The organism is Dechloromonas hankyongensis (assembly GCF_022012295.1).
Classification (GTDB): Bacteria; Pseudomonadota; Gammaproteobacteria; order Burkholderiales; family Rhodocyclaceae; genus Azonexus; species Azonexus hankyongensis.
On sequence record NZ_JAKLTN010000002.1, the window covers coordinates 333,811 to 354,595 of the forward strand.

Annotated in this window: 21 protein-coding genes; 10 read left to right on the forward strand and 11 right to left on the reverse strand. The window is 64.3% G+C overall.

Features of this window, described 5'->3' with window-relative positions:
• Window positions 1–98 precede the first annotated feature (98 nt).
• Window positions 99–725, forward strand: a complete 627-nt coding sequence (locus tag LZ012_RS10045) for a TetR family transcriptional regulator (RefSeq protein WP_275710315.1) — start codon at window positions 99–101, stop codon at window positions 723–725.
• Between the two features lie 15 nt (window positions 726–740).
• Here LZ012_RS10045 and LZ012_RS10050 read toward each other — a convergent pair whose 3' ends face one another.
• The 3 genes from LZ012_RS10050 to LZ012_RS10060 all read right to left on the reverse strand — a co-directional run bounded on the left by LZ012_RS10050 (window position 741) and on the right by LZ012_RS10060 (window position 3,161).
• Window positions 741–1,715: an o-succinylbenzoate synthase gene (locus LZ012_RS10050; protein WP_275710317.1), complete on the reverse strand. Its 975-nt coding sequence runs from the start codon at window positions 1,713–1,715 to the stop codon at window positions 741–743.
• Window positions 1,712–2,536: a 1,4-dihydroxy-2-naphthoyl-CoA synthase gene (gene menB, locus LZ012_RS10055; RefSeq protein WP_275710319.1), complete on the reverse strand. Its 825-nt coding sequence runs from the start codon at window positions 2,534–2,536 to the stop codon at window positions 1,712–1,714. The genes LZ012_RS10050 and menB overlap by 4 nt, the downstream gene beginning before the upstream one ends.
• A 142-nt stretch (window positions 2,537–2,678) precedes the next feature.
• Window positions 2,679–3,161, reverse strand: a complete 483-nt coding sequence (locus tag LZ012_RS10060; protein WP_275710321.1) for a bacteriohemerythrin — start codon at window positions 3,159–3,161, stop codon at window positions 2,679–2,681.
• Between the two features lie 313 nt (window positions 3,162–3,474).
• Between LZ012_RS10060 and LZ012_RS10065 the strand changes: the two genes are divergently transcribed.
• Entirely contained in the window at window positions 3,475–3,822 is a 348-nt protein-coding gene (locus LZ012_RS10065; protein ID WP_275710323.1) for a PilZ domain-containing protein, read from the forward strand.
• A 9-nt stretch (window positions 3,823–3,831) separates the two neighbouring features.
• Here LZ012_RS10065 and ilvN read toward each other — a convergent pair whose 3' ends face one another.
• The 3 genes from ilvN to LZ012_RS10080 all read right to left on the reverse strand — a co-directional run bounded on the left by ilvN (window position 3,832) and on the right by LZ012_RS10080 (window position 6,395).
• Window positions 3,832–4,143 carry an acetolactate synthase small subunit gene (gene ilvN, locus LZ012_RS10070; RefSeq protein ID WP_275710325.1) on the reverse strand — a complete coding sequence of 104 codons (312 nt, stop codon included), beginning with the start codon at window positions 4,141–4,143 and terminating at the stop codon, window positions 3,832–3,834.
• A gap of 1 nt (window position 4,144) precedes the next feature.
• Window positions 4,145–5,815: an acetolactate synthase large subunit gene (gene ilvB / locus LZ012_RS10075; RefSeq protein ID WP_275710327.1), complete on the reverse strand. Its 1,671-nt coding sequence runs from the start codon at window positions 5,813–5,815 to the stop codon at window positions 4,145–4,147.
• 319 nt (window positions 5,816–6,134) lie between these two features.
• Window positions 6,135–6,395, reverse strand: coding sequence for a hypothetical protein (locus LZ012_RS10080; RefSeq protein WP_275710329.1), 261 nt, complete (start codon window positions 6,393–6,395; stop codon window positions 6,135–6,137).
• 220 nt (window positions 6,396–6,615) lie between these two features.
• Here LZ012_RS10080 and LZ012_RS10085 point away from each other — a divergent pair, with 220 nt between their 5' ends.
• A complete protein-coding gene (locus LZ012_RS10085; RefSeq protein ID WP_275710331.1) occupies window positions 6,616–7,917 on the forward strand; it encodes a diguanylate cyclase in 1,302 nt (433 codons plus the stop codon).
• Window positions 7,918–7,988: 71 nt separating this feature from the next.
• Here the strand turns inward: LZ012_RS10085 and LZ012_RS10090 are convergent, their stop codons facing one another.
• Together LZ012_RS10090 and LZ012_RS10095 are read right to left on the reverse strand one after the other, a co-directional pair.
• Window positions 7,989–10,706 carry a bifunctional acetate--CoA ligase family protein/GNAT family N-acetyltransferase gene (locus LZ012_RS10090; protein WP_275710333.1) on the reverse strand — a complete coding sequence of 906 codons (2,718 nt, stop codon included), beginning with the start codon at window positions 10,704–10,706 and terminating at the stop codon, window positions 7,989–7,991.
• Between the two features lie 88 nt (window positions 10,707–10,794).
• Window positions 10,795–11,196: an OsmC family protein gene (locus LZ012_RS10095; RefSeq protein WP_275710335.1), complete on the reverse strand. Its 402-nt coding sequence runs from the start codon at window positions 11,194–11,196 to the stop codon at window positions 10,795–10,797.
• Between LZ012_RS10095 and LZ012_RS10100 the strand changes: the two genes are divergently transcribed.
• Entirely contained in the window at window positions 11,195–11,734 is a 540-nt protein-coding gene (locus LZ012_RS10100; protein ID WP_275710337.1) for a class I SAM-dependent methyltransferase, read from the forward strand. The genes LZ012_RS10095 and LZ012_RS10100 overlap by 2 nt on opposite strands.
• Here LZ012_RS10100 and mnmH read toward each other — a convergent pair.
• Together mnmH and LZ012_RS10110 are read right to left on the reverse strand one after the other, a co-directional pair.
• Entirely contained in the window at window positions 11,707–12,768 is a 1,062-nt protein-coding gene (gene mnmH / locus LZ012_RS10105; protein ID WP_275710339.1) for a tRNA 2-selenouridine(34) synthase MnmH, read from the reverse strand. The genes LZ012_RS10100 and mnmH overlap by 28 nt on opposite strands.
• Window positions 12,769–12,772: 4 nt before the next feature.
• Window positions 12,773–13,387, reverse strand: coding sequence for an arylesterase (locus tag LZ012_RS10110; protein WP_275710341.1), 615 nt, complete (start codon window positions 13,385–13,387; stop codon window positions 12,773–12,775).
• Between LZ012_RS10110 and LZ012_RS10115 the strand changes: the two genes are divergently transcribed.
• Window positions 13,386–14,060 carry an ABC transporter ATP-binding protein gene (locus LZ012_RS10115; protein ID WP_275710343.1) on the forward strand — a complete coding sequence of 225 codons (675 nt, stop codon included), beginning with the start codon at window positions 13,386–13,388 and terminating at the stop codon, window positions 14,058–14,060. The genes LZ012_RS10110 and LZ012_RS10115 overlap by 2 nt on opposite strands.
• Here the strand turns inward: LZ012_RS10115 and LZ012_RS10120 are convergent.
• Window positions 14,045–15,262 carry an ABC transporter substrate-binding protein gene (locus LZ012_RS10120; RefSeq protein ID WP_275710345.1) on the reverse strand — a complete coding sequence of 406 codons (1,218 nt, stop codon included), beginning with the start codon at window positions 15,260–15,262 and terminating at the stop codon, window positions 14,045–14,047. The genes LZ012_RS10115 and LZ012_RS10120 overlap by 16 nt on opposite strands.
• 213 nt (window positions 15,263–15,475) lie before the next feature.
• Here LZ012_RS10120 and LZ012_RS10125 point away from each other — a divergent pair, with 213 nt between their 5' ends.
• The 5 genes from LZ012_RS10125 to LZ012_RS10145 are packed head-to-tail and all read left to right on the forward strand — an operon-like array spanning window position 15,476 to window position 20,705.
• Complete coding sequence (locus tag LZ012_RS10125) at window positions 15,476–15,619, forward strand: hypothetical protein (protein ID WP_275710347.1); 144 nt, start codon at window positions 15,476–15,478, stop codon at window positions 15,617–15,619.
• 13 nt (window positions 15,620–15,632) lie between these two features.
• Window positions 15,633–16,445 (forward strand): c-type cytochrome, encoded by an 813-nt coding sequence (locus LZ012_RS10130; RefSeq protein WP_275710349.1) that lies wholly within the window; start codon window positions 15,633–15,635, stop codon window positions 16,443–16,445.
• A gap of 9 nt (window positions 16,446–16,454) precedes the next feature.
• A complete protein-coding gene (locus LZ012_RS10135; protein ID WP_275710351.1) occupies window positions 16,455–17,831 on the forward strand; it encodes a cbb3-type cytochrome c oxidase subunit I in 1,377 nt (458 codons plus the stop codon).
• A 12-nt stretch (window positions 17,832–17,843) separates the two neighbouring features.
• Entirely contained in the window at window positions 17,844–18,656 is an 813-nt protein-coding gene (locus LZ012_RS10140) for a CbbQ/NirQ/NorQ/GpvN family protein (protein WP_338033158.1), read from the forward strand.
• A gap of 15 nt (window positions 18,657–18,671) precedes the next feature.
• Window positions 18,672–20,705 carry a nitric oxide reductase activation protein NorD gene (locus LZ012_RS10145; protein ID WP_275710354.1) on the forward strand — a complete coding sequence of 678 codons (2,034 nt, stop codon included), beginning with the start codon at window positions 18,672–18,674 and terminating at the stop codon, window positions 20,703–20,705.
• The last annotated feature ends 80 nt before the right edge of the window (window positions 20,706–20,785 follow it).

A 20,785-nucleotide genomic window follows, 5' to 3' on the forward strand; every position in this document is an offset into this window, starting at 1 on the left:
CGTCGATTATAAACATTCATGAATGTATGTAAATGCTTTTTTGTGTAAAATTCATCCCTGAGATGTAGCAAAAGGCGGAAGGTTCGCCGGGAGATATTGTGGTCAGAAAAACCAAGCAAGAAGCCGAGGAAACGCGCAAGGATCTCATCGACGCAGCGCGTCGGGTTTTTCATGAATGCGGGGTCGGCCGCTCGACGCTGGAAAAGATTGCCAAGGCGGCGGGCGTTACGCGCGGTGCGGTTTATTGGCACTTCAAGGACAAGGCCGAGTTGTTCTTCGCCATGCGCGAAGACGTATTTGCGCCGCTGGTCGAGCGCACGGATGCCTTGCTGCTGTCAGAGCAGTTCGCCAACCCGCTGGACGCCATCGAGGCCTCGATCACTGAATTTTTCCGCGTGCTCGAGGACTGTTCAGTGGTGCGCGAGGTTTTCGAAATCATGATTTCCCGCTGCGAATACGTCGATGAGTTTGCCTCGGTCGAGGAGGAGGTCGGGCGTCCGGCGCAAGACTTCCTAGCCAAGATCGAACGGGTCTATCGCCTGGCCCAGGAGCGGGGGATGCTGCGTCCGGGCATCGATCCGCTCGATGCGGCGCGCGACACCTGGGCCTTCACCAGCGGCCTGCTGCACCTGTTGTTGAGTTGCCAGCGGGGCACCGATCTGTCGCTGCAGGTGCCGGCCATGATCCGCGTCCATATGGCCATGCGGCGGATTGCCGGGGCCTGATTCCGGCCTGTTTTTTCAGCGCGCGGACGACACGTAGTCGTTGTTGGGCAGGAAGCCCAGACCTGCCGCCGTGGGCAGCGGTATCCGTCCGCCGGCGATGCGCGGCACCGCCCCAGTATCAGCGGCAAACCAGTCGGCGGTCGCCAGACCGTGCACCTTTTCCGGCGCCACGGCGGCGGCGAGTTGAGCGCAGGCCGCAAGGCCGCAGGCGCTTTCCAGGCTGCTGGTCACGATCGCTTCGATATTCGATGCTTGGGCCCGCAGTGCCAGTTCGACGCTGGCCAGCAGGCCGCCATGGCGCGCCGGCTTGATGATCAGGCGCCGGACCGGCGGATGGCGAAAAAAATGTGCATCGATCAACTCGGTCGATTCGTCGAGCGCCAGCGGAAAGGCTGCCGCCGCTTGCAATCGGGAGAGTGAAGCGGAATCCGGGTCGGCCAGCGGTTCCTCCAGCCCCTCGATGGGAAGGTGGGCACAGCGGGCGATGAAGGCCTGGGCATCGGCAAAAGACCAGGCACGGTTGGCATCCAGTCGCCAGCTCACTCCGGCCGGTGCGTGTGCGGCCAGTTGCGTCAAATGGGCGATCTCATCGTTCACCGGAGCGACGCCGACCTTGAGCTTGACGATTGAGTATCCTAGATCGGCTGTCGCCTGGACCAGGGTCGGCGTGGCTTCGGACAAGGAACCGAGGTTACCGTTGACCGCCAGGCTGCCGGCATGGGCCTCGCCGCTCAGCCATTGGTGCAAGGGCAGTCCGGCCTGCTGGGCCAGGAGGTCGAGGTGGGCGGTTTCTTCGGCAAAGGCGTCGGCGGCACTGGTGCTGATGCCGAATTCGGGCAGCGGCGCCGAGTCGCCCCAGCCGGTCAGGCCATCAACGGTTTGCAGCCGACACAGCCGCCCGCCGCGCTCGGCGATTTCACCCCGGCTGGTCCGCCAGGGGCGGCGCAGGGGGAGGGCGTAGGGCAGCCAGTCGGCAGCGGCGATGTTCACGGCCGCTTGCGGAACTTCCCGAAGTCGGGCGGCCGGCGTTCAAGCCAGGCGTTGCGGCCTTCCTGGCCTTCTTCGCTCATGTAGAACAGGCCGGTGGCGTTGCCGGCCAGTTCCTGGATGCCGGCCAGACCGTCGGTGTCAGCATTGAAGCCGGCCTTGATCATGCGCAGGGCCATCGGCGACAGCTTCAGCATGTCGCGGCACCAGTTCACGGTTTCCTCTTCGAGTTTGGCTACGGGCACGACGGCATTGACCAGTCCCCAGTCGAGCGCGGTCGCCGCATCGTACTGGCGGCAGAGCAGCCAGATTTCCTTGGCCCGTTTCATGCCGATGGTGCGCGCCATCAACCCGGCGCCGAGGCCTGCATCGAAACTGCCGACGCGCGGGCCGGTCTGGCCGAAGCGGGCGTTGTCGGCAGCGATAGTCAGGTCGCAGACGAGGTGCAGGACGTGGCCGCCGCCGATGGCGAAACCGGCGACCATGGCGACGACCGGCTTGGGCAGACGGCGGATCTGCATCTGCAGGTCGAGGACGTTAAGGTGCGGGGTGCCGCCTTCGTCGATATAACCCTCGTCGCCGCGCACTTTCTGGTCGCCGCCGGAACAGAAGGCTTCAGTGCCTGCGCCGGTCAGGATGATGGCGCCGATGGCGTTGTCGTGGTGGGCGCGGTGGAAGGCGTCGATCAGTTGCTTTACCGTCTCGGGCCGGAAGGCGTTACGGCGTTCGGGCCGGTTGATGGTGATCTTGGCAATGCCTTCGGCGACTTCGTAGCGGATGTCGGAATAGGCATGGGCGCTTTGCCAGTGGATGCTGTTCGTCATGATTCGGCTTCGGGTTGCGATGGGCCGAAGTATAGCCCCGGCCGGCGCATGCCGATTTGATATGCCTTGTCGGCAGATGTCCGAGGGCGGACGGAGCGAAAAGCGCACGGCAGGGCCGTGACGCTTTTCGACGGCTCGCTGGTCAGCGGAAGAAGCGGCCGAGCAGACCGGAGATGAAGCCGGGGCGGGCTGCCGGCACGGCAACGGCTTGTTCGGGAGCAGCGGCGCCCTGGCCGACCATCAGCTTGACGGTCGGGCTGTAGTCGCGATCTTCGCTGGCGATGTGGTTGATCAGCCACTTGGCGAGCATGGAGTGCAACTCGTCGGCGATATCCTCGCCCTTGGCGGCGCGGATGGTGAACTCGGTCACGCGCTTGATGAACAGCTCATGGACCTTCTTGTGCGGCTTGATGAATTTGTAGCCGGCTTCCTCCATCATCGATTCTTCGAAGCCGAAATGCGACTGGGTGTAGTCGATCAGCTGCTCGATGACGTCGGTGACCATGGCCTTGTCGCCCTTGGTCTTGGCAATTTCAAGATCGTTGATGTAATCGACGATTCTTCTGTGCTGGTGGTCGATAACGTCGATTCCCGTATCGAGCTTGCTCTCCCAAATGATCGGCATGTCGGTTCTCCAGTATGTAGTGATTTTGGCTGCCGTCGGTACTATGCCTCAGGCTGTATTGCCCGCCAACAGCTCGTCCACGCCGGGAGCAAAGTTGGCAAAAAGTGGCGACACTTTCCGCCATTTTCTGCACCCTCTTTTTGATATGGGTCAATGAGTGGGTAATTCATTGATCCATCAGGAGATTATGTTTTATGCCGACGGCTTGCAGGGCGGACCTTTTCGCAGCTTTACGTTGTCCGCGCCTTGCTTTCTGTACGGACGGCATGGCTCGTGGGAAAATGGCGACCCGCCATCCGGATTGGAAAAAACCGTGAAAGAACGCCGCAGAGCTTCTCGTGTTCGCCTGCAAGGAGAGGTCAGTCTCACCCTCGGCGGGCAAACACTGACGCTGCCGGCTGCCGATATTTCGGTGTCCGGAGTCGGCGTCCTGATCGACGCCAACATCCTGGGCGGCAAGCCCAGCGGCGAGGTCGGCATCTGCCGCATCGAATCGCCCGATCTCGGCGGCCGCATCGAGGCCTACGTCAGCGTGATGCGCCTGCGTCGGATCGGCAACCTGCGTCTGGTCGGCCTGCGCTTCGAGTCGATCAGCGATGAAGAACTCGAGCTGATCCACGACTACAAGCGGAAGCGCCAGGGCGTCCCGGCAGCTTCCTGATCGCTTGCTTCAGATCTGGAAAAATTTTTCCAGATTCTGGAACACGGCATGGTCGGCGTTATGGCGCTGGATGCCGATGACGTCCTCCAGTTTTTCCACCTGCTTGATCATTTGCGGCAGCCGCTGGTCCTCGTTGACCAGTAGCCAGATGCGGCTGCGGCTGGCGTCGCCCAGCGGCAGGCAGAGAATGCCCTCGACGTTGTAGGCGCGGCGCGAGAACAGGCCGACGACGTGGGACATCACGCCGGCGTGGTTATTGACGTCGATTTCCAGCACGGCGCGGGACAGGGCCTGTTGTTCGTGGCGGTTGGTGGTATTCATGTCAGGCTCCGATCATGTCGCGGTTGGCGGCGCCCGGCGGCACCATGGGATAGACCTTCTGTTCGGCGTCGATGCTGGCGTGAATCAGGCACGGCCCGGGGCGGGAAATGGCTTCCATCAGCGCCGCACAAGGATTGGCGGCGTGGTCGAGATCGACGGCGGCGATGCCGAAACCCTGGGCCACTTTGACGAAGTCCGGCGACGACTTGAATTGCGAGGCGAACAGGCGTTCGCCGTAGAACAGGGTTTGCTGCTGGTGCACCAGGCCGAGCGTGGCGTTGTCCATCAGCACGATTTTCAGGTTCACGTTTTCTTCGGCGGCGGTCACCAGTTCCTGGATATTCATCAGGATCGAACCGTCGCCGGTGAAGCAGACCACCGTTCGCCGCGGCTCGGCCAGTGCGGCGCCGATGGCGGCCGGGAGGCCGAAGCCCATGGTGCCCAGGCCGCCCGAGGTCAGCCATTGGCGCGGCCGGCGCAAGGGATAAGCCTGCGCCACCCACATCTGGTGCTGGCCGACGTCGGTGGCAATGCTGGCCTCATCGTCGAGGCAGGCGGCGACGGTACGGATCAATCCGAAGTGCGACAGCGGCTTGTCGCCATCCGGCATCTGGAACGGATATTCCGCTTTCAGCACATCGACGCGCTGGCGCCATTCTTCGCGCGGGGTGGCGACAACAGCCGGGAGCAGCCGGGCGAGGGCTTCGCGCACGTCGGCGGTGATGCCGACATGGGCCATCTTGATCTTGTCCAGTTCCGCCGGGTCGATGTCGATATGGACGATCTTGGCCTGTGAACAGAAAGCGGCGACCTTGCCGGTGGCCCGGTCGTCGAAGCGGGCGCCGACGGCGATCAGCAGATCGCATTCATCGAGGGCCAGATTGGTATAGCGGGCGCCATGCATGCCGAGCATGCCGAGCGACAGTTCGTGGTCCACCGGCATGGCCCCCAGCGCCATCAGGGTCATCACCGTCGGCAGGCCGGCTTTCTGCGCCAGCTCGACCGCCAGTTCGGAGGCCCCGGCATGCACCACGCCGCCACCGAGATAGAGAATCGGGCGCTTGGCGGAGTTGATCATCGCCGCCGCCTCGGACAAGGCCCAACCATCGCCCGCCGGTGCCTCCTGGCGCTGTCCCGGCGCGGGCCACTCGGCAATCGCCATGGCCTGCATCTGCACGTCCTTGGGGATGTCGACCAGCACCGGGCCGGGCCGGCCGGAGGCGGCCAGCGCGAAGGCGCGGGGAATCACTTCAAGCAGTTCCTCGGCCGAGGAGACCAAAAAGTTGTGCTTGGTGATGGGAATCGACAGACCGTAGGTGTCGACTTCCTGGAAGGCGTCGGTGCCGATCATCGCCTTGGGGACCTGGCCGGTGATGGCGACCAGCGGGATGGAGTCGAGCTTGGCGTCGGCGATGGCGGTCAGCAGGTTGGTCGCGCCGGGTCCGGAGGAGGCCATGCAGACAGCCACTTCGCCGGTGGCACGAGCCATGCCCTGGGCGATGAAGCCGGCGCCCTGCTCATGGCGGGCGAGTACGTGGCGGATGGTGGGGGACTGGCCGAGCGCATCGTAGATGGGCAGGATGGCACCGCCCGGATAGCCGGTGACGATGCGGATGCCCTGGCGTTCGAGCAAGCGGATGGTGATCTGCGCGCCGGTAAGAGTTTCTGTCATGGAGGTCTTTCCTTTTGGTTGGTGGCTCAACCGGCGGGCTCCAAAACAAAACCCCCGCCGGTTTGCGCCGGCGGGGGTTAGTGAATTCTTGCTGCTTCTGCTTACCCGGTCCGCGACGGCGCGTGCGTTACTACGCCTACCTTAATTACACGTACGACGACCGGCGACACTGCACAGGCAGCGGCGGAGCGGAGGGTACGGGTAGCGGTCATGGGAATACGTTTTATGCAGAAATCAGATGAAGGCGAACTATCGCCGAGTCAAAGCACAAAATCAAGCTTGCTGTAAGTAGGGTTTTTGTTGGTGCCAGGAGCCATGCCTAAGCGGCAACGGCAAGGCCTTTTTGGGCCAGGCGTTCCTGGCGGCGAATCTCGGCGCGCATGGCCACCTGTTGCCCGGCCGTGATCATGCGCTGTCCGACGCTGCCGTTCCATTCAAACTGCACGTCGCAGGCGTGAACACCTGCACTAGCCAACGCGGCGGCCATTTCACGCAGTTCGCTGCGTTCGATGCGGCGACCGTCACCGAGTGTGGCGATGAATTCGTTCTTGATGAGGATGATGCTTGCCGATGTCGTCATGTTCCTGACCTCCTGATCCGCAAGATACCGCGATGCCAGGCGGGTAGGGCGTGGCATATTCCACACTTTCAAAAAAATAGCCTGCTAGCAACATTCGGCAAAATTAACCCCGATTTTCATTCACGACCCTTGACGAATGTGGCGGGCGGTCGCTTACACTTCCTGTCTTACCGTGAAGTCCAGCAAGCGTTTGAAACTGCGTGGAAAAATTGGAAGAGATATGACACTGAAGCGTAAGGTCCTGGTTGCCGATGCCTCGAAAGTGGTTCGTGCCTCGCTGGCCAAGCAGTTGGCCGAATATTTTGACGTTCGCGAAGAAGCCAGCGGCGAGTCGGCCTGGCAGACGCTGGTCCTCGACAGCGCCATCGTTGGCGTGGTGTCCGGCATGAACCTGACTCGGCTGGATGGTCTAGGTCTGCTGGAGCGGCTGCGCGCCAGCAAGTTGTCCCGTCTCAAGTCATTGCCCTTTTTTCTGGTGGTCTCCAATTCCTTCGGCGAGACCGAACGCATGCATGCCCGCAATCTCGGGGTGACCGATTTCGTGGCCAAGGATTCCAGCAACGCCTCGATGGAGAGCCTGATCGGCCTGTTGCAGACCCGCGTCGACGATCTATTCGGCACACACGACGAAGCGCTGGATCCCGATGCAACGCTGGTGGACGCCGTCATGGAGCCGCTCGCCGACGAGCCGGAGGAAGAGGACCTGGGTACCCACACCGACGTCGGCGTCTCCGACATCCTCGGCAAATTGAAAGACATGCAGGGACTGGAACGCTTTGAAAGCGCGCCTCCGGATGACGAAGAAGACGCGCTGGACAATGCAAACCCGGTCTATGCGCAGGAAAAGCTCGACGAGTGTTTGGCCAGGGCTTTGCCCAGCGCAACCAAGGGCAAGGGGGTCGGCATTCTGGCCTTCGGGGTCGACAAGCACGACGAACTGGTTGCCCGCTACGGAGCTGAGCTGGTTGCCCGGACGGTGGAGAAATTTTCCTTCATGGTGGCGCGCAAGATACGCCCCGAAGACGTGATCAGCCAATTGCCCGGCGGGCGGGTGGTCATCGTTGCCCCGGACACGAACTCCACCGCCTGCGCCAGTTTTGCCAATCGCATCTGCAAGGCGATGGCCACAGCGCAGATCGCGGTGCGCGGCCAGCGTATCGATCTTACAGTCAGTGCGGGAATCTCGGTGCTTCCCGAGGACGGGGCAACCCTGGCGAGGCAGGAGTTGCTCAACCTGGCCTACGACCGTCTGCGGGAAGCGCAGCGGGATGGCGGCAACCAGGTGGCGGCCAAGGCCGACTACCGGGGGGCGGGGCGAGGCAGTTGCGACGTGTTCGTGCCGCGCCTGAAGGACCTGATGGCATCCACCGATCCGGCCGTCCTGCGGCCCTGTCTGGGCACTGTCGGTTTGCAATTGATGCCCCTGTTGCGCGAACTGGAGCGGACCCTACGCTTGGGAATGCCCATCGACAATATGAACAAGCGCCTATGGGACCGGGCGCGTACCGAACGCATGGGGTGAGTCGCGCCTCATGGCCATGAAAAAAGCCGGCGTATGCCGGCTTTTTGTTTGCTCACGTCACGGGGCGACGATCAGCCGGTCAGCGGCTTGACCACGCGCTTGACGGCGGTGTCGTCCGGATGCGGGTGAATGGTGAAGCCGAGGCTGGTCATCAGGCGGAACATCTTGGCATTGGTCGACAGCACGTCGCCGACCACGGCACGATAGCCTTTCATGCGGGCGCACTCGATCAAGGCCGTCATCAGCTTGCGGCCGACGCCGCACTTCTGCCAGTCGTCGCCGACGGCCAGAGCGAATTCGACCGATTCGCCATCCGGATTGACCACGTAGCGGGCGACGCCGATCTGCTTGTCGTACGGTTCGACGCCATCCACGTTGTCCTCGACTTCCTTGGTGACAGTGGCGACCAGCGCCATCTCGCGGTCGTAGTCGATCTGCGTGAAGCGGACCAGCATGGTCTGGGTCAGTTCGCGCAGGGTGTCCATGAAGCGGTAGTAGCGCGACTCGTCGGACATCGCCTTGACGAATTCCTGCTCCATGTCGGCATCTTCCGGGCGGATCGGACGGATGGTGACCACCTGGCCGTCATTCATCTGCCATTCCTGGATCAGGTGCACCGGGTAGGGGTAGATCGACATGTGGGCGTAGCGGTCGCCGCTGGCATTCGCTGCATGGTCGATGACGATGCGGGCGTCGGCGGCGATGGCGCCATTCTCGTCGACGATCAGCGGATTGAGGTCGAGTTCCTGGATCCACGGCAGTTCGCAGACCATTTCTGAGATACAGAGCAGCACTTCCTTGATCGCCTCGCGGTCGGCCGGCGGCATGTTGTGAAAGTGGCCGAGAATCTTGGCGGCACGCGTCGAGTCGATCAGGTCCTTGGCCAGGAAGCGGTTGAGCGGGGGCAGGGCGACCGAGCGGTCGCTGAAGATCTCGACGTCGAAGCCGCCGGCACCGAAGGTGATGACCGGCCCGAAAATCGGGTCGCGGAAGACGCCGATCATCAGTTCGCGGCCGTTCGGGCGCGACAGGAAGGGCTCGATCGACACGCCGTTGATCTTGGCGTCTGGCCGGCGCTTCTGCACCGTGTCGATGATGTCGTGGTAGGCGTTGCGTACGGCCGGCGCATTCTGGATGTTGAGGCGTACGCCGCCGGCATCCGACTTGTGCGGCAGATCCGGTGAATCGACCTTCATGGCGATCGGGAAACCGATCTGCTCGGCCAGCAGCAGGGCCTCGGTGGCGGTGCGGGCGACCATGGTCTGTGCCACCGGCACCTTGAAGGCGCGCAGGATGGCCTTGGATTCCATCTCCGACAGCACCTTGCGCCGTTCGGCGAGCAGGGCCTCGATCAGCATCTTGGCGCCTTCGGCCTCCGGGCGGTTGTGCTGGCGGGTCGGCTCCGGCGTCTGCAGCAGCAGCTTCTGGTTACGGTAATACTTGGAAATGTGATGGAAGAGTTCGATCGCCGTTTCCGGCATGCGGAAAGCCGGGATGCCGGCGTCTTCGAGCAGCTTGCGGGCCTCGCGCACCTGGTCTTCGCCCATCCAGCAGCAGATCAGTGAACGGTTCAGCTTGTCGGCGACCTCGATAATCGCCTGGGCGACGGCCATCGGGTCGGTCATCGCCTGCGGCGACAGCATGACCAGCGTGCTGTCCACGTTGGGATCGTGGGTCACGGCGAGGATCGCGTCGCGGTAGCGCTCCGGGGTGGCGTCGCCGCCGACGTCGACCGGGTTGCTGTGCGACCAGTTGGTCGGCAGGGCCTTGTTGAGCACGGCCATGGTCTCGTTGGTCAGCACGGCGAGCGGGATGCCCATGTCGCCGGCGCGGTCGGCCGCCATGGCGCCCGGGCCGCCGCCGTTGGTGATGATGGCCAGACGGTTGCCGAGTGGGCGGAACTTGGAAGCGAGCGCCTTGGCGGCATAGAACAGCTGGCCCACGTTCTGCACGCGGACCACGCCGGCCCGGCGCACGGCGGCGTCGAATACGGTATCGGACACGGCAGCCATGCCCGAGTGGGTGGCGGTGGCCATGGCGCCCGCCTCGTGGCGGCCGGCCTTGAGCAGGATGATCGGCTTGATGCGGGCGGCCGAGCGCATGGCGCTCATGAAGCGGCGGGCGTTGCGGATGCCTTCGACGTACATCAGGATGTAGTGCGTGCGGCTGTCGTAGATCAGGTAGTCGAGGATTTCGCCGAAATCGACGTCGGTCGTCATGCCAATGGAAATGACCGACGAGAAGCCGACGTCGTTGGCCTTGGCCCAGTCGAGCACGGCCGAGCACATGGCGCCGGACTGCGAGACCAGTGCGAGGTTGCCGGCGGCGGCGGTGGTCTTGGTGAAGGTGGCGTTGAGGCCGAGTTCCGGACGGATGATGCCCAGGCAGTTCGGACCAAGGATGCGCACGTTGTAGGAACGGGCGATCTCCAGCACTTTGCGCTCCAGCGCGGCGCCGATGTGGCCGGCCTCGGAGAAGCCGGAGGCGATGATGATGACGTTGCGCACGCCGCTGCGGCCGCATTGTTCGATCAGCTGCGGCACCGTCTGCGGGCGGGTGGCGATGACGGCCATCTCGACGCGGGCGCCGATTTCCTCGATCGACTTGTAGGCCTGCTGGCCCTGGATGGTTTCGTGCTTGGGGTTGATGGCGTACAGGCGGCCTTTGTAACCCGAGCTGAGGATGTTCTTGAAAATGATGTTGCCGACCGAATTTTCGCGGTCGGAGGCGCCGATCACGGCGACCGATTTCGGTTCGAATAGCGCGGTGAGATAGTGCTGTTCTAACATGGAAAGCCCCTTGTAAGGCTGTTTATTGTGCAATGCAGAATTCTGTCACAAGGCCCACCTATTGTCATTGCGGGCGTGGGGTTATTCGCTATCTGGCAAGCGCGGACTCGATTAGCGCCGATTGCGACAACAGGCGATGGACCGGGCATTTGTTGGCGATTTCGAGCAGGCGTTTGCGCTGCTCGTCGCTCAGGTCCCCTTCCAGGGTGATCAGGCGGTTGAAACGGTCGCGCCGCACGCCATCGACCTCAATTTTGTCGTGGCTGACCGAAGTGCTGATATGGGTCAGTGCCAGCCCCTTGCGTTCGGCGTACATGCGCAGCGTGATCGAAGTGCAGGCGCCCAGTCCGGCCATGACATAGGCGAAGGGATCGGGGCCGGCATCGCCGCCCCCCATGCTCGGCGGTTCGTCGGCGATCAACTGATGCTGGCCGGTGGTGACCGCCTGCTGGTATCTTCCCTGTCCATTCTCCGTAACAACGACCGCCATGCCCCTCTCCTTCGATAAAACCCCGTCGATCATACCGCCTTCGCCTTGGGTGGTAAGCCATTACGAACGCATTCCGGCGGCCGGGCCGGTGCTCGACCTGGCCTGCGGCAGCGGGCGCCATGCCCGGATGCTGGCCGAAAAGGGCTATGCCGTCTATGCGGTCGATCGCGATGCCGCAGCCATTGCCGGCCTGCAAGGCTTGACGCGGATCGACGCGATGCAGTGCGACCTTGAGGGCGCCGATTGGCCGTTGACCGGCAAGCACTTTGCCGGCATCGTGGTCACCAACTACCTGTGGCGGCCGCGCCTGCCGGATGTGCTGGCCCTGCTGGCACCGGGCGGCGTGCTGATCTACGAAACCTTCATGCTCGGCAACGAGGCCTACGGCAAGCCGTCGAATCCGGAATTCCTGCTGCGTCCCGGCGAATTGCGGGAAATCGCCGCAGCGGCCGGCTTGCGCGAAATCGCTTTCGAGGAAGGCTACACAGATAGCCCGAAACCGGCCATGCGTCAGGCCATCTGCGCCGTGCGCGACTGAGCGATGGCGTCGGCCAGCCGGGTGATGCCGGCCGGCGACAGGTCGTCTGTGGTGAAGGTTTCCGGATGCTGCTGGCCGGTGAAATTGGTGTTCTGCGAGCGGTGGTACAAGGGATCGTAATGGATCTCGAGCAGCTCGCGCACCAGCGCCGGCCAGTCGCCGGTGCTCACCAGTTCGTGCCAGCGGGCGATGGTTTCCCGGCTCTGCTGCGAGCGTAGGACTTCCAGGCGTGGCGTCAGCAGTTCCGGCCGGCACAGGAAATAGTCGTAATCCTTGAGCAGGAAGCTGACGCGGGCTTCCAGTGTGGCATCGACATGGATGCAATCGCCTTGCCGGATACGGGCGATCAGCGCCTCCGGCACATGCAGGTTGCCGATCTTGCGGCTTTCCGCCTCGACAAAAACCGGGCGTGCCGGGTCGAGGCAGGACAGCGCCTGGAGCAGGGCGGTTTCGAAGGCCTTCTGCGACGGTTGCGGTTGGTCGGGCAGCACGCCGAGCACCGATCCCTTGTGGCAGGCCAGGGTTTCCAGATCGAGAATCTGCTCGCCCTGGTCGCCGAGTGCCTGCAGGATGCGCGTCTTGGCATTGCCGGTCGCGCCGCACAGCACCGTGAAACGAAATTGCGCCGGCAGTTCGGCCAGTTGGGCGATGACATGGCTGCGCCACGATTTGTAGCCGCCATCGAGTTGCCCGGCATGCCAGCCAACGGCGCGGAAGACGGTAGTCATCGAACCGCTGCGGTCGCCGCCGCGCCAGCAGTAGATCAGCGGTTTCCAGTTTTTGGGCCGGTCGAGAAACTGTTCTTTCAAATGGCGGGCGATATTCTCGGAGACCAGCGCCGCACCGAGCTTTTTGGCCTCGAAGGGCGACACTTGCTTGTAGAGCGTGCCGATCTGGATGCGTTGCTCGTTGTCGAGTACCGGGCAGTTGATGGCACCGGGAATGTGGTCTTCGGCAAATTCGGCCGGCGAACGGACGTCGATAATCTGGTCGTAAGCCGGAATATCGGCCACGGTGGGGTTGGGGCGCTTCATCCAGCTATTTTAACAGCGGCAACAGGGTCGGCCAGACGTGGTCGAGGATCAGCGGCTCAGCTTCGGCAACCGGGTGGAGGTTGTCCGGCTGGAAATAGCGTGCCTCGGCAGCCACCGGCGCGAGCAGGAAATCGACCAGCGGCACTTTCTTTTCCTGGGCGATATCGGCAAAGCTGCGCTGGAAATCGCCGGCATAGGGGCCGTAGTTGGGCGGCAGGCGCATGCCGATCAGGGCGACCTTGGCACCGCTGGCGCGCGATGCATCAATCATGGTCTTCAGATTGTCGCGCATCTGGGCCAGCGGCAGGCCGCGCAGGCCGTCGTTGGCGCCGAGGGCGATGACGACAACGGCCGGCTTGCGGGCCTTGAGGGCGGCGTCGAGGCGGGCACGTCCGCCGGCGCTGGTTTCGCCGGAAATGGACAGGTTGGCGACGCTATAATCGAGTCGCTTTTGGCTCAGGCGCTGGCCGAGCAGGGCCGGCCAGGCCTGTTCCGGCCGGATGCCGTAGCCGGCGGACAGCGAATCGCCCATGATCACGATGGTCTTGGCCGCCTGCGCCGACATGGGCAGGCAGAGCAGGGCAAACACGAACAGACAGAAGGACAGGATGGACCGCATGGCAGATAAACCGGTGGTGGAAGTCTCGGGACTGGGCAAGACCGTCGATAACGGCGGTGAGCCGTTGACGATTCTGCAGGATATTTCCTTTGCGGTCATGCCGGGCGAGACGGTGGCCATCGTCGGCGCCTCGGGGTCGGGCAAATCGACGCTGCTCGGCCTGCTGGCCGGGCTCGACCTGCCGACCGCCGGTGCCGTCGCCCTCGACGCGACCGACCTGAGTACGCTGGACGAGGATCGGCGGGCCCGATTACGCGGCCGGCTGCTCGGTTTTGTCTTCCAGTCCTTCCAGTTGCTGCCGTCGCTGAATGCGCTGGAAAACGTCATGCTGCCGCTCGAACTGGCCGGCGTGGCCGGCGCGACGGGTATTGCCGGCGAATGGCTGGAGCGCGTCGGACTCGGCCATCGCCTGAAGCACTACCCCAAGCACCTGTCCGGCGGCGAGCAGCAGCGCGTCGCGCTGGCCCGGGCCTTCGCGCCGAGTCCCCGGCTGGTCCTGGCCGACGAGCCGACCGGCAACCTCGACGCCGCCACCGGCCAGCAGATCATCGAACTGATGTTCGACCTCAATGCGCGGCAGGGTACGACGCTCTTGCTGGTCACCCACGACGAGGCGATCGCTGCCCGGTGCCGACGGACCCTGCGCATCCAGTCCGGTCAATTGACTGGCTGAGTCTTCGGCTTTCGGTGCACGAGCAGGCTGCGCTTTTCGTCATCCGGGTGAGCGAAGCCGACCTTGCCCTGCTTGACCTCACCCATCAGCACCATGTTGTCGCTCAGCGCCTCGTGGTCGTCCTTGGTGAAGGGCGGTGAATAGGTCGTGATGACGCCATAGACGGGCTTTTGCAGGTTTTCCAGCGCGGCGCGGATTTTCGGGCCTTCAGTGCTGCCCGCCTGGCTGATGGCGGCGATCAGCAGTAAGGCCGAGTCGTAGCCCTGTGCTGCCGAGACCGCCGACGGAATGCGCTTGCTGCCGTCGGCATGGTGATAGGCGCTGATGAAGGCGGTGCGGCGATAGTTGTTCGGCGCTTCGACGAAGGTTTGCGGCATGCGCGCGCCTTCGGCGTTTTTGCCGGCGGCTTCGATGAAATTGGGCAGCGACAGCGGCCAGCTGCCGATCATCGGCACCTTCCAGCCGAGGCGGGCCCGGCCGTTGGCGATGACAGCCAGTTCCGGACCGATGGCATAGGTCAGGATCGCCTCGGCGCCGGCGTCGCGGGCGCGCTGCAGGGCGGCGGAAAGATCGCGGGTACCGGGGTTGAAGCTCTCGACCGCCACCGGTTTGAGGTCTTGCGTGGCCAGTTCCCGGGTCAACTGGTCGCGTCCCTGTTCGCCATAGGGCGTGCTGTCGTGGAAGATGGCGAGCTTGCTGTAGCGGCCGCGCTTGACCGCTTCGCGCACGATCATCGCGGCCTGGATGTCGTCACTGGCCGAGTTGCGGAAAACGTAGCTGTCCGCCACAGCGGGCGGGGCAAACTGGCGGGCGACCGTGCTGCCGGTGGCGACATTGACGATGACCGGCAGGCGGGCCTCCTGGTAGGTCTTCAGGGCGGCCAGCGCGACGCCGGTGTTGATGAAGCCGAGACCGGCCACCACCTTGTCCTGGCGGATGGCTTCGTCGACCACCTGCTTGCCGGTCGCCGGGTCGCCCTTGTCGTCCTTTTCGACCAGCGCCAGCTGGCGCCCGAGCAGCCCGCCGCCCAGGTTCATTTCGCTGATCGCCAGCCGTACACCAGCCAGCATCGACTGGCCCATCGGCGACGACGGGCCGGAGTAGGGGCCGGTAACGGCGATCCGGATCGGCTCATCCGCCAGAGTAAGCTGTGTGCAGACGCAAAGCGCAATGCCGCTCAGGGCGGTCGATATTTTTGTCATAGTCCATCCTTGGTGGGAGGCTAGCCTAATACCCTGGCGACATAAGTTGAATTAGGGTTGTCACCATGCGGGAAAACCCTGGGGCGAAGCCCTGCTATCCGGCCAAAACAGCCGGTCTACGCCTTCTCCTCTGGCGTGACGAGTAACCCTGGTTCCGGGCAAGGCATGTCGATTGCTCTTGTCGGCCTGTCACGAAATAGCGGAGGCCCCACCATGCAAAAGAATGCTTCTTCCATCGCGGATGGCCTCTTCCTCGCCCTGAAGGGCCTGGCCACCATTGCCGAAATCGCCCTCGTTTCGGGCGTCGTCTACGCTGCCGCCATGGCGGCCCGCTACTGGCCCAGCATTGGGGTGTGAGGGAGGTATCGCCATGACGCGCCAACAAGCCCGCCTTTTTGCAATTTTTTCCAGTGCCGTGGTAACAATTGCCTTCCTCGGCATGACGGTCGATACCCATAGTCAGATACCCCGCCTGACGCACGAGGACAAACTGACGCCGCAGGTGATCGCCGGCAAGGACGTCTGGCATAAATACAATTGCACCAACTGCCATACCCTGCTTGGAGAAGGCGCCTACTACGCTCCGGACCTGACCAAGATCGCCGTGCAGCGCGGTCCGGAATACTTGCGCGCCTTCATGCACGATCCTTCCCGCTTTTACGACGAGCAGAAGGTGAGGCGGGTGATGCCCCAACAGCACCTGAGCGAGCAGGAAATCACCGATTTGATCGCCTTCCTGGAGTGGATCGGGCACATCGATACTCAGGGCTGGCCGCCGCGGCGCATCCTGGTTTCGGGGGCGGCCATTCCGGGCACCAATGCCGGGCAGCAGGCACCGGCGCCCTCCAGCGAACCGGTGGCGCTCGGCCAGGCGCTGTTCAACGCGGCGCCTCCCGGCTGCTCGGCCTGCCATTCCATCTCGCCGGGGGTGAATCTGGTCGGGCCGACGCTGGCTGACATCGCCACCCGCGCCGCCCAGATGTTGCAGAGCCCGGATTACCACGGCAAGGCCAAGGACGTGGCCGGCTACATCCGCGAGTCCATCATCGATCCCAATGCCTACGTGGTGCCGGGCGCCACCTATTCCGTCGAGCAGCGCTCCATCATGCCGGGCAATTTCGGCAAGGAGCTGACCGCGCAGCAGATCGATCAACTGGTCGCCTATCTGGCCAGCCTGAAATAAGGAGCCGCCATGAAATACCGCTCTCAAGCCGTCGCCTACTGGTACTTTGCCGTCGCCATGGGCCTGTTCGGCCTGCAAGTCGCCTTCGGGCTGCTCGCCGCCACCAAATACCTGGGGCCCGATCCCTTGATCAACCTGGTGCCCTTCGACGTGATGAAGGTGATCCACACCAACCTGCTGGTGGTCTGGGTACTGACCGGCTTCATGGGCGGCACCTACTGGATCGTCCCCGAGGAATCGCGGGCCGAGCTGCACAGCGTCAAGCTCGCCTATCTCCAGCTCGGCTTGTGGGTGGTCATGGGGGTGAGCGCGATCATCGGCTACTTCTTCCGCTGGGGCGCCGGCACCAAGCTTCTCGAACAGCCGCTGCCACACAAGATCGTCATCGTCGTGGTCATGCTGATGTTCCTCTACAACGTCTTCATGACCATCCGCCGGTCCGGGCGCTTCACCACCACCGAAGGGGTGCTGCTCGGCGGCCTGTTCCTGGCGGCGCTGCTCTACCTGCCGTCCCTCATTCCCTTCGACAACTACACGCTGGGGACTTTCTACCGCTGGTGGACAATCCACCTATGGGTCGAAGGCTGCTGGGAAATGATCCAGGGCAGCATGCTGGCCTACCTGCTGATCCGGCTCACCGGCGCCGACCGCGAGGTCATGGAGAAATGGCTCTACGTCATCGTCGGGCTGGTCTTCATTTCCGGCGTCATCGGCACGGCGCACCATTACTACTGGCTCGGCGTGCCCGAATACTGGCTGCTCACCGGCGGCTTCTTCAGCGCCCTGGAGCCGGCACCCCTGGTCGGCATGGCGATCTACGCCTACAGCGCCCTGCGCCGCTCCGGACTGGCCCATCCCAATACCCTTGCTACCCACTGGACCGTGGGTAGCGCGGTATACACCATGTTCGGCGCCGGACTGCTCGGCCTCGCCCATACCTGGCCGACGGTGAACAAGTGGACCCATGGCACCCTGATCACCCCGATGCACGGGCATGCCGCCTTCTTCGGCGCCTATGCCATGATCGTCCTGGCCATGATCACCTACATCCTGCCCCAGGTCTGCCGGGACCGGGGCGACGAAGGCCGGCCGTCCGACTACTGGGCCTTCTGGCTGCAGCTGGCGGGCATGTTCGGGATGACGCTCTCCTTCGCCACGGCGGGCATCGGGCAGGTTTATCTCGAACGCATCATCGGTCTCGGTTTCCTGGAAACCCAGCTGAAAATCCAGGTGCATTTCCTGATGCTGCTGGCTGCCGGCACGCTTTTCGCCTCCGGGGTCGGGCTGTTCATCTGGAATTTCTTCCGTTATCGGCCCACTTTCGATCATGTGGTGACGGTCGACGAACCGGGCGCCGTTCCGCGCGCTGCCCGGGCCACCGCCTGAGCGGAGCGCTCCGTGCACATTCATCCGCCGGACTCCTTGCTGCACCGGGACGGGGAGCCCTTTTACCTGCCGCACGGCGACGAGGTCGAGGTTTTTACCCAGTGCCACCGGCAGGGCATCCCGGTCATGCTGAAGGGGCCGACCGGTTGCGGCAAGACCCGTTTCGTCGAGCACATGGCCTGGCGTCTGGCGCGGCCTCTGGTCACCGTGGCCTGCCACGACGACCTGACCGCCAACGACCTGCTCGGGCGCTATCTGATCCACGGCGACGAAACCCGCTGGCAGGACGGCCCGCTGACCCGGGCACTGCGCGCCGGTGCCATCCTGTACCTGGACGAGGTGGTCGAGGCCCGCCAGGACACCACCGTCGTCATTCACCCGGTCACCGATCACCGGCGTACCCTGAGCCTGGAGAAAACCGGTGAAGTGATCGAAGCCGGCCGGGGATTCCAGCTGGTCATTTCCTTCAATCCGACCTACCAGCATGCGCTCAAGGACTTGAAGCCGAGCACGCGCCAGCGCTTCGCCGCGCTGGAGTTCGATTTCCCCGACCGCGAGCGGGAAGCCGCCATCCTGATCGCCGAGGGGGGCGTGGATAGGGGGTGCGCCGTCACCCTGGTGGAGCTGGCGGCGCGCATCCGCCCCCTGCGCGACCGGGGTTTGCCCGAGGCGCCGAGCACTAGGGTTCTGGTCGCCGCCGCCCGGCTGATGGCGGCTGGCATTCCCGAGCGGCGGGCCTGCGAAGCGGCCATCGCCATCCCGCTGACCGACGATCCGATTCTGCTGGAAACCCTGGGTGTGCTGATCGCCGGCAGCTTTCCCTAGGGTTCCTCAGCGACCATGCCGGAAGCCGAGGAGTTGCTTCTCGATGGCGTCCGCCACGCCGCGGAGGCGCTGGGCCGCCTGTGGCAGCGCCATCGGCCGCCGCCTGTCGAGAAACCAGTCGTCCGTCTGGGCGATGTGAAGCGGCGGCTGGAATTGCTCATCGAGGCCGTGCTCGGCTACCCGCTGCCGGTTCGCGAAGCCCAGGCCGGTGCCCCGGTGCCGCTGGCTCGCCGGCTGTTCGACCGGGACAGCCGGTCCGCCGTGCCGCCGGCTCCCTTGCCCGCCAACGACGGCACGGCCGTCTACCTGCCGCCCAGCCTGCCGGTGGCCGACGTTGCAGGCCGGCATGTCGGACCGGATGATTATTCCCTGTTCGCCATGCTCCAGGCCCTGCGCTGCGAGCGGGGCAGTGCGGCCCAGCTGGCGACCGTGGAAAGTGGCTTGGTGACGGACCTTTATCTGCTGGCCGAGTGTGTCGCCGCCGATCATGCCCTGCGCCGCCTGATGCCGGGGTGGGGCGATGGCCTTGCCGCCCGGCGTGCCATCGCCGCAGCGAATCTGGAAAATCATCGCCCGCGCAGTCGGCAGGCGGCCGAAGTGGCGACCCTCTACGGCGCATTCCTGCAGGGGGCAAGCGATTCGCCGCCTCCGGTCGGAACGCCGGCTGCTGCCGTGGACTGGGCCAATGGCGTCGCACAAGGAGTGACCAGGCGTTTTCCGGATGAGCGCTACACACCGTGGCTGGGCGATGGCCTGATCGGCCGCCTGCTGCTTCCCGAAGGCCATCCCGTCCGGCGCGGCCATGACTCTTTCGCCGCCGATCGGCCAGCGGAACCGGCAGACCAGCGCCGCACCACGGCGCTCTCCCGCCGGCCCCGGGCCCGCAATGCCGACCACGACGACGATCCTTCGCCGGGCGTCTGGATGGTGCAAACCGCCGAACCGCAGCCACATGCCGAAGACCCGCTGGGGCTCAACCGGCCGGAAGACCGGGCGGGGGATGACGATCCGCAGGGCAGTGCTGAGTCGGTGGCGGAGATGGCCGAGGCCCGCCTGATCCATACCCCGTCCCGGTCGCGGGAAACCTTTTCCAGCAGCGATCCGCCGCCGCGCCTGGATGGTCTGGGCGGCCCTAGCGAAGCGGACGGCGGCATCGCTTATCCGGAGTGGGATTTCGAGTCTGGCCGCTACCGGGACAATGCCGTCCGCGTGCGCCTGGCTTCGGTGGTGGAGGGGCCGGGCGATTGGGTGGAACGGACCCTGGCCCGCCATGCCGGCACGCTGCGCGAGATCCGGCGGCGCCTCGGCGTGATCCGCCCGGATCGGCAGGTGCAGAAGGGCCGCAGCGAGGGCGAGGACATCGACTGGGATGCCCTCGTCGCCGAGCGTGGTGAGCGCCGGGCCGGACTGGCACCGGCCGGCGCCTGCTACCAGCGCCGGTGGCCGGCTCCGCGGCGGATCGGACTGGTTCTGCTGGTCGATGCCAGCGCTTCGACCGACGCCTGGGTCGCCGGACAGGTTCGCGTCATCGATGTCGAAAAGGAGGCCGCCCTGCTGGCCGCCTCGGCGCTCGATGCGGCGGGGATGGATTTTGCCGTCCTCGCTTTTTCCGGCGAAGGGCCGCGCGGCGTGCAGCTATGGCAAATCAAGGGCTTTGACGAAGCCTGGAACCTGACCAGGCAGCGCCAGGTGGCCGGCCTGGAACCCGACCGCTACACGCGCCTCGGCGCCGCCTTACGCCATGCCGCCACGGTGCTCGCCGGCCGGCCGACGGAGCATCGACTGCTGCTCCTGTTCTCCGATGGATGGCCCAACGATTGCGACTGCTACACCAGCCGCTACGGCATCGAGGATGCCCGACAGTCGGTCATCGAAGCGCGCCGCCAAGGCATTGCGCCGTATTGCTTCACGGTGGATCGGGAAGGCGGCGGCTATCTGCCGACCATTTTTGGTCCGGGACGCTACACCATCGTGCAGCAGCCGCAGCAATTGCCCATGGCGTTCATCGCCTGGCTGCGCCATGCGGCGCGCCAGTGCCGTTGCCGCTGACGAGTGCTCCGGAAGCGTTGTCCGTCAGTTAGCGCGCCGGGTGAGGGTGCGACTTGGCCGCATGCAGTGATAAAGGGTGG

Bases quoted from the DNA above. Each gene is read 5' to 3' on its own strand.
- LZ012_RS10125 (WP_275710347.1), top strand. From the start codon at position 15,476: ATGCAAAAGAATGCTTCTTCCATCGCGGATGGCCTCTTCCTCGCCCTG.
- LZ012_RS10110 (WP_275710341.1), bottom strand. From the start codon at position 13,387: ATGCGGTCCATCCTGTCCTTCTGTCTGTTCGTGTTTGCCCTGCTCTGC.
- LZ012_RS10135 (WP_275710351.1), top strand. From the start codon at position 16,455: ATGAAATACCGCTCTCAAGCCGTCGCCTACTGGTACTTTGCCGTCGCC.
- LZ012_RS10130 (WP_275710349.1), top strand. From the start codon at position 15,633: ATGACGCGCCAACAAGCCCGCCTTTTTGCAATTTTTTCCAGTGCCGTG.
- mnmH (WP_275710339.1), bottom strand. From the start codon at position 12,768: ATGAAGCGCCCCAACCCCACCGTGGCCGATATTCCGGCTTACGACCAG.
- LZ012_RS10095 (WP_275710335.1), bottom strand. From the start codon at position 11,196: ATGGCGGTCGTTGTTACGGAGAATGGACAGGGAAGATACCAGCAGGCG.
- LZ012_RS10145 (WP_275710354.1), top strand. From the start codon at position 18,672: ATGCCGGAAGCCGAGGAGTTGCTTCTCGATGGCGTCCGCCACGCCGCG.
- LZ012_RS10080 (WP_275710329.1), bottom strand. From the start codon at position 6,395: ATGACGACATCGGCAAGCATCATCCTCATCAAGAACGAATTCATCGCC.
- ilvB (WP_275710327.1), bottom strand. From the start codon at position 5,815: ATGACAGAAACTCTTACCGGCGCGCAGATCACCATCCGCTTGCTCGAA.
- LZ012_RS10060 (WP_275710321.1), bottom strand. From the start codon at position 3,161: ATGCCGATCATTTGGGAGAGCAAGCTCGATACGGGAATCGACGTTATC.
- LZ012_RS10115 (WP_275710343.1), top strand. From the start codon at position 13,386: ATGGCAGATAAACCGGTGGTGGAAGTCTCGGGACTGGGCAAGACCGTC.
- ilvN (WP_275710325.1), bottom strand. From the start codon at position 4,143: ATGAATACCACCAACCGCCACGAACAACAGGCCCTGTCCCGCGCCGTG.
- LZ012_RS10100 (WP_275710337.1), top strand. From the start codon at position 11,195: ATGCCCCTCTCCTTCGATAAAACCCCGTCGATCATACCGCCTTCGCCT.
- menB (WP_275710319.1), bottom strand. From the start codon at position 2,536: ATGACGAACAGCATCCACTGGCAAAGCGCCCATGCCTATTCCGACATC.
- LZ012_RS10090 (WP_275710333.1), bottom strand. From the start codon at position 10,706: ATGTTAGAACAGCACTATCTCACCGCGCTATTCGAACCGAAATCGGTC.
- LZ012_RS10120 (WP_275710345.1), bottom strand. From the start codon at position 15,262: ATGACAAAAATATCGACCGCCCTGAGCGGCATTGCGCTTTGCGTCTGC.
- LZ012_RS10085 (WP_275710331.1), top strand. From the start codon at position 6,616: ATGACACTGAAGCGTAAGGTCCTGGTTGCCGATGCCTCGAAAGTGGTT.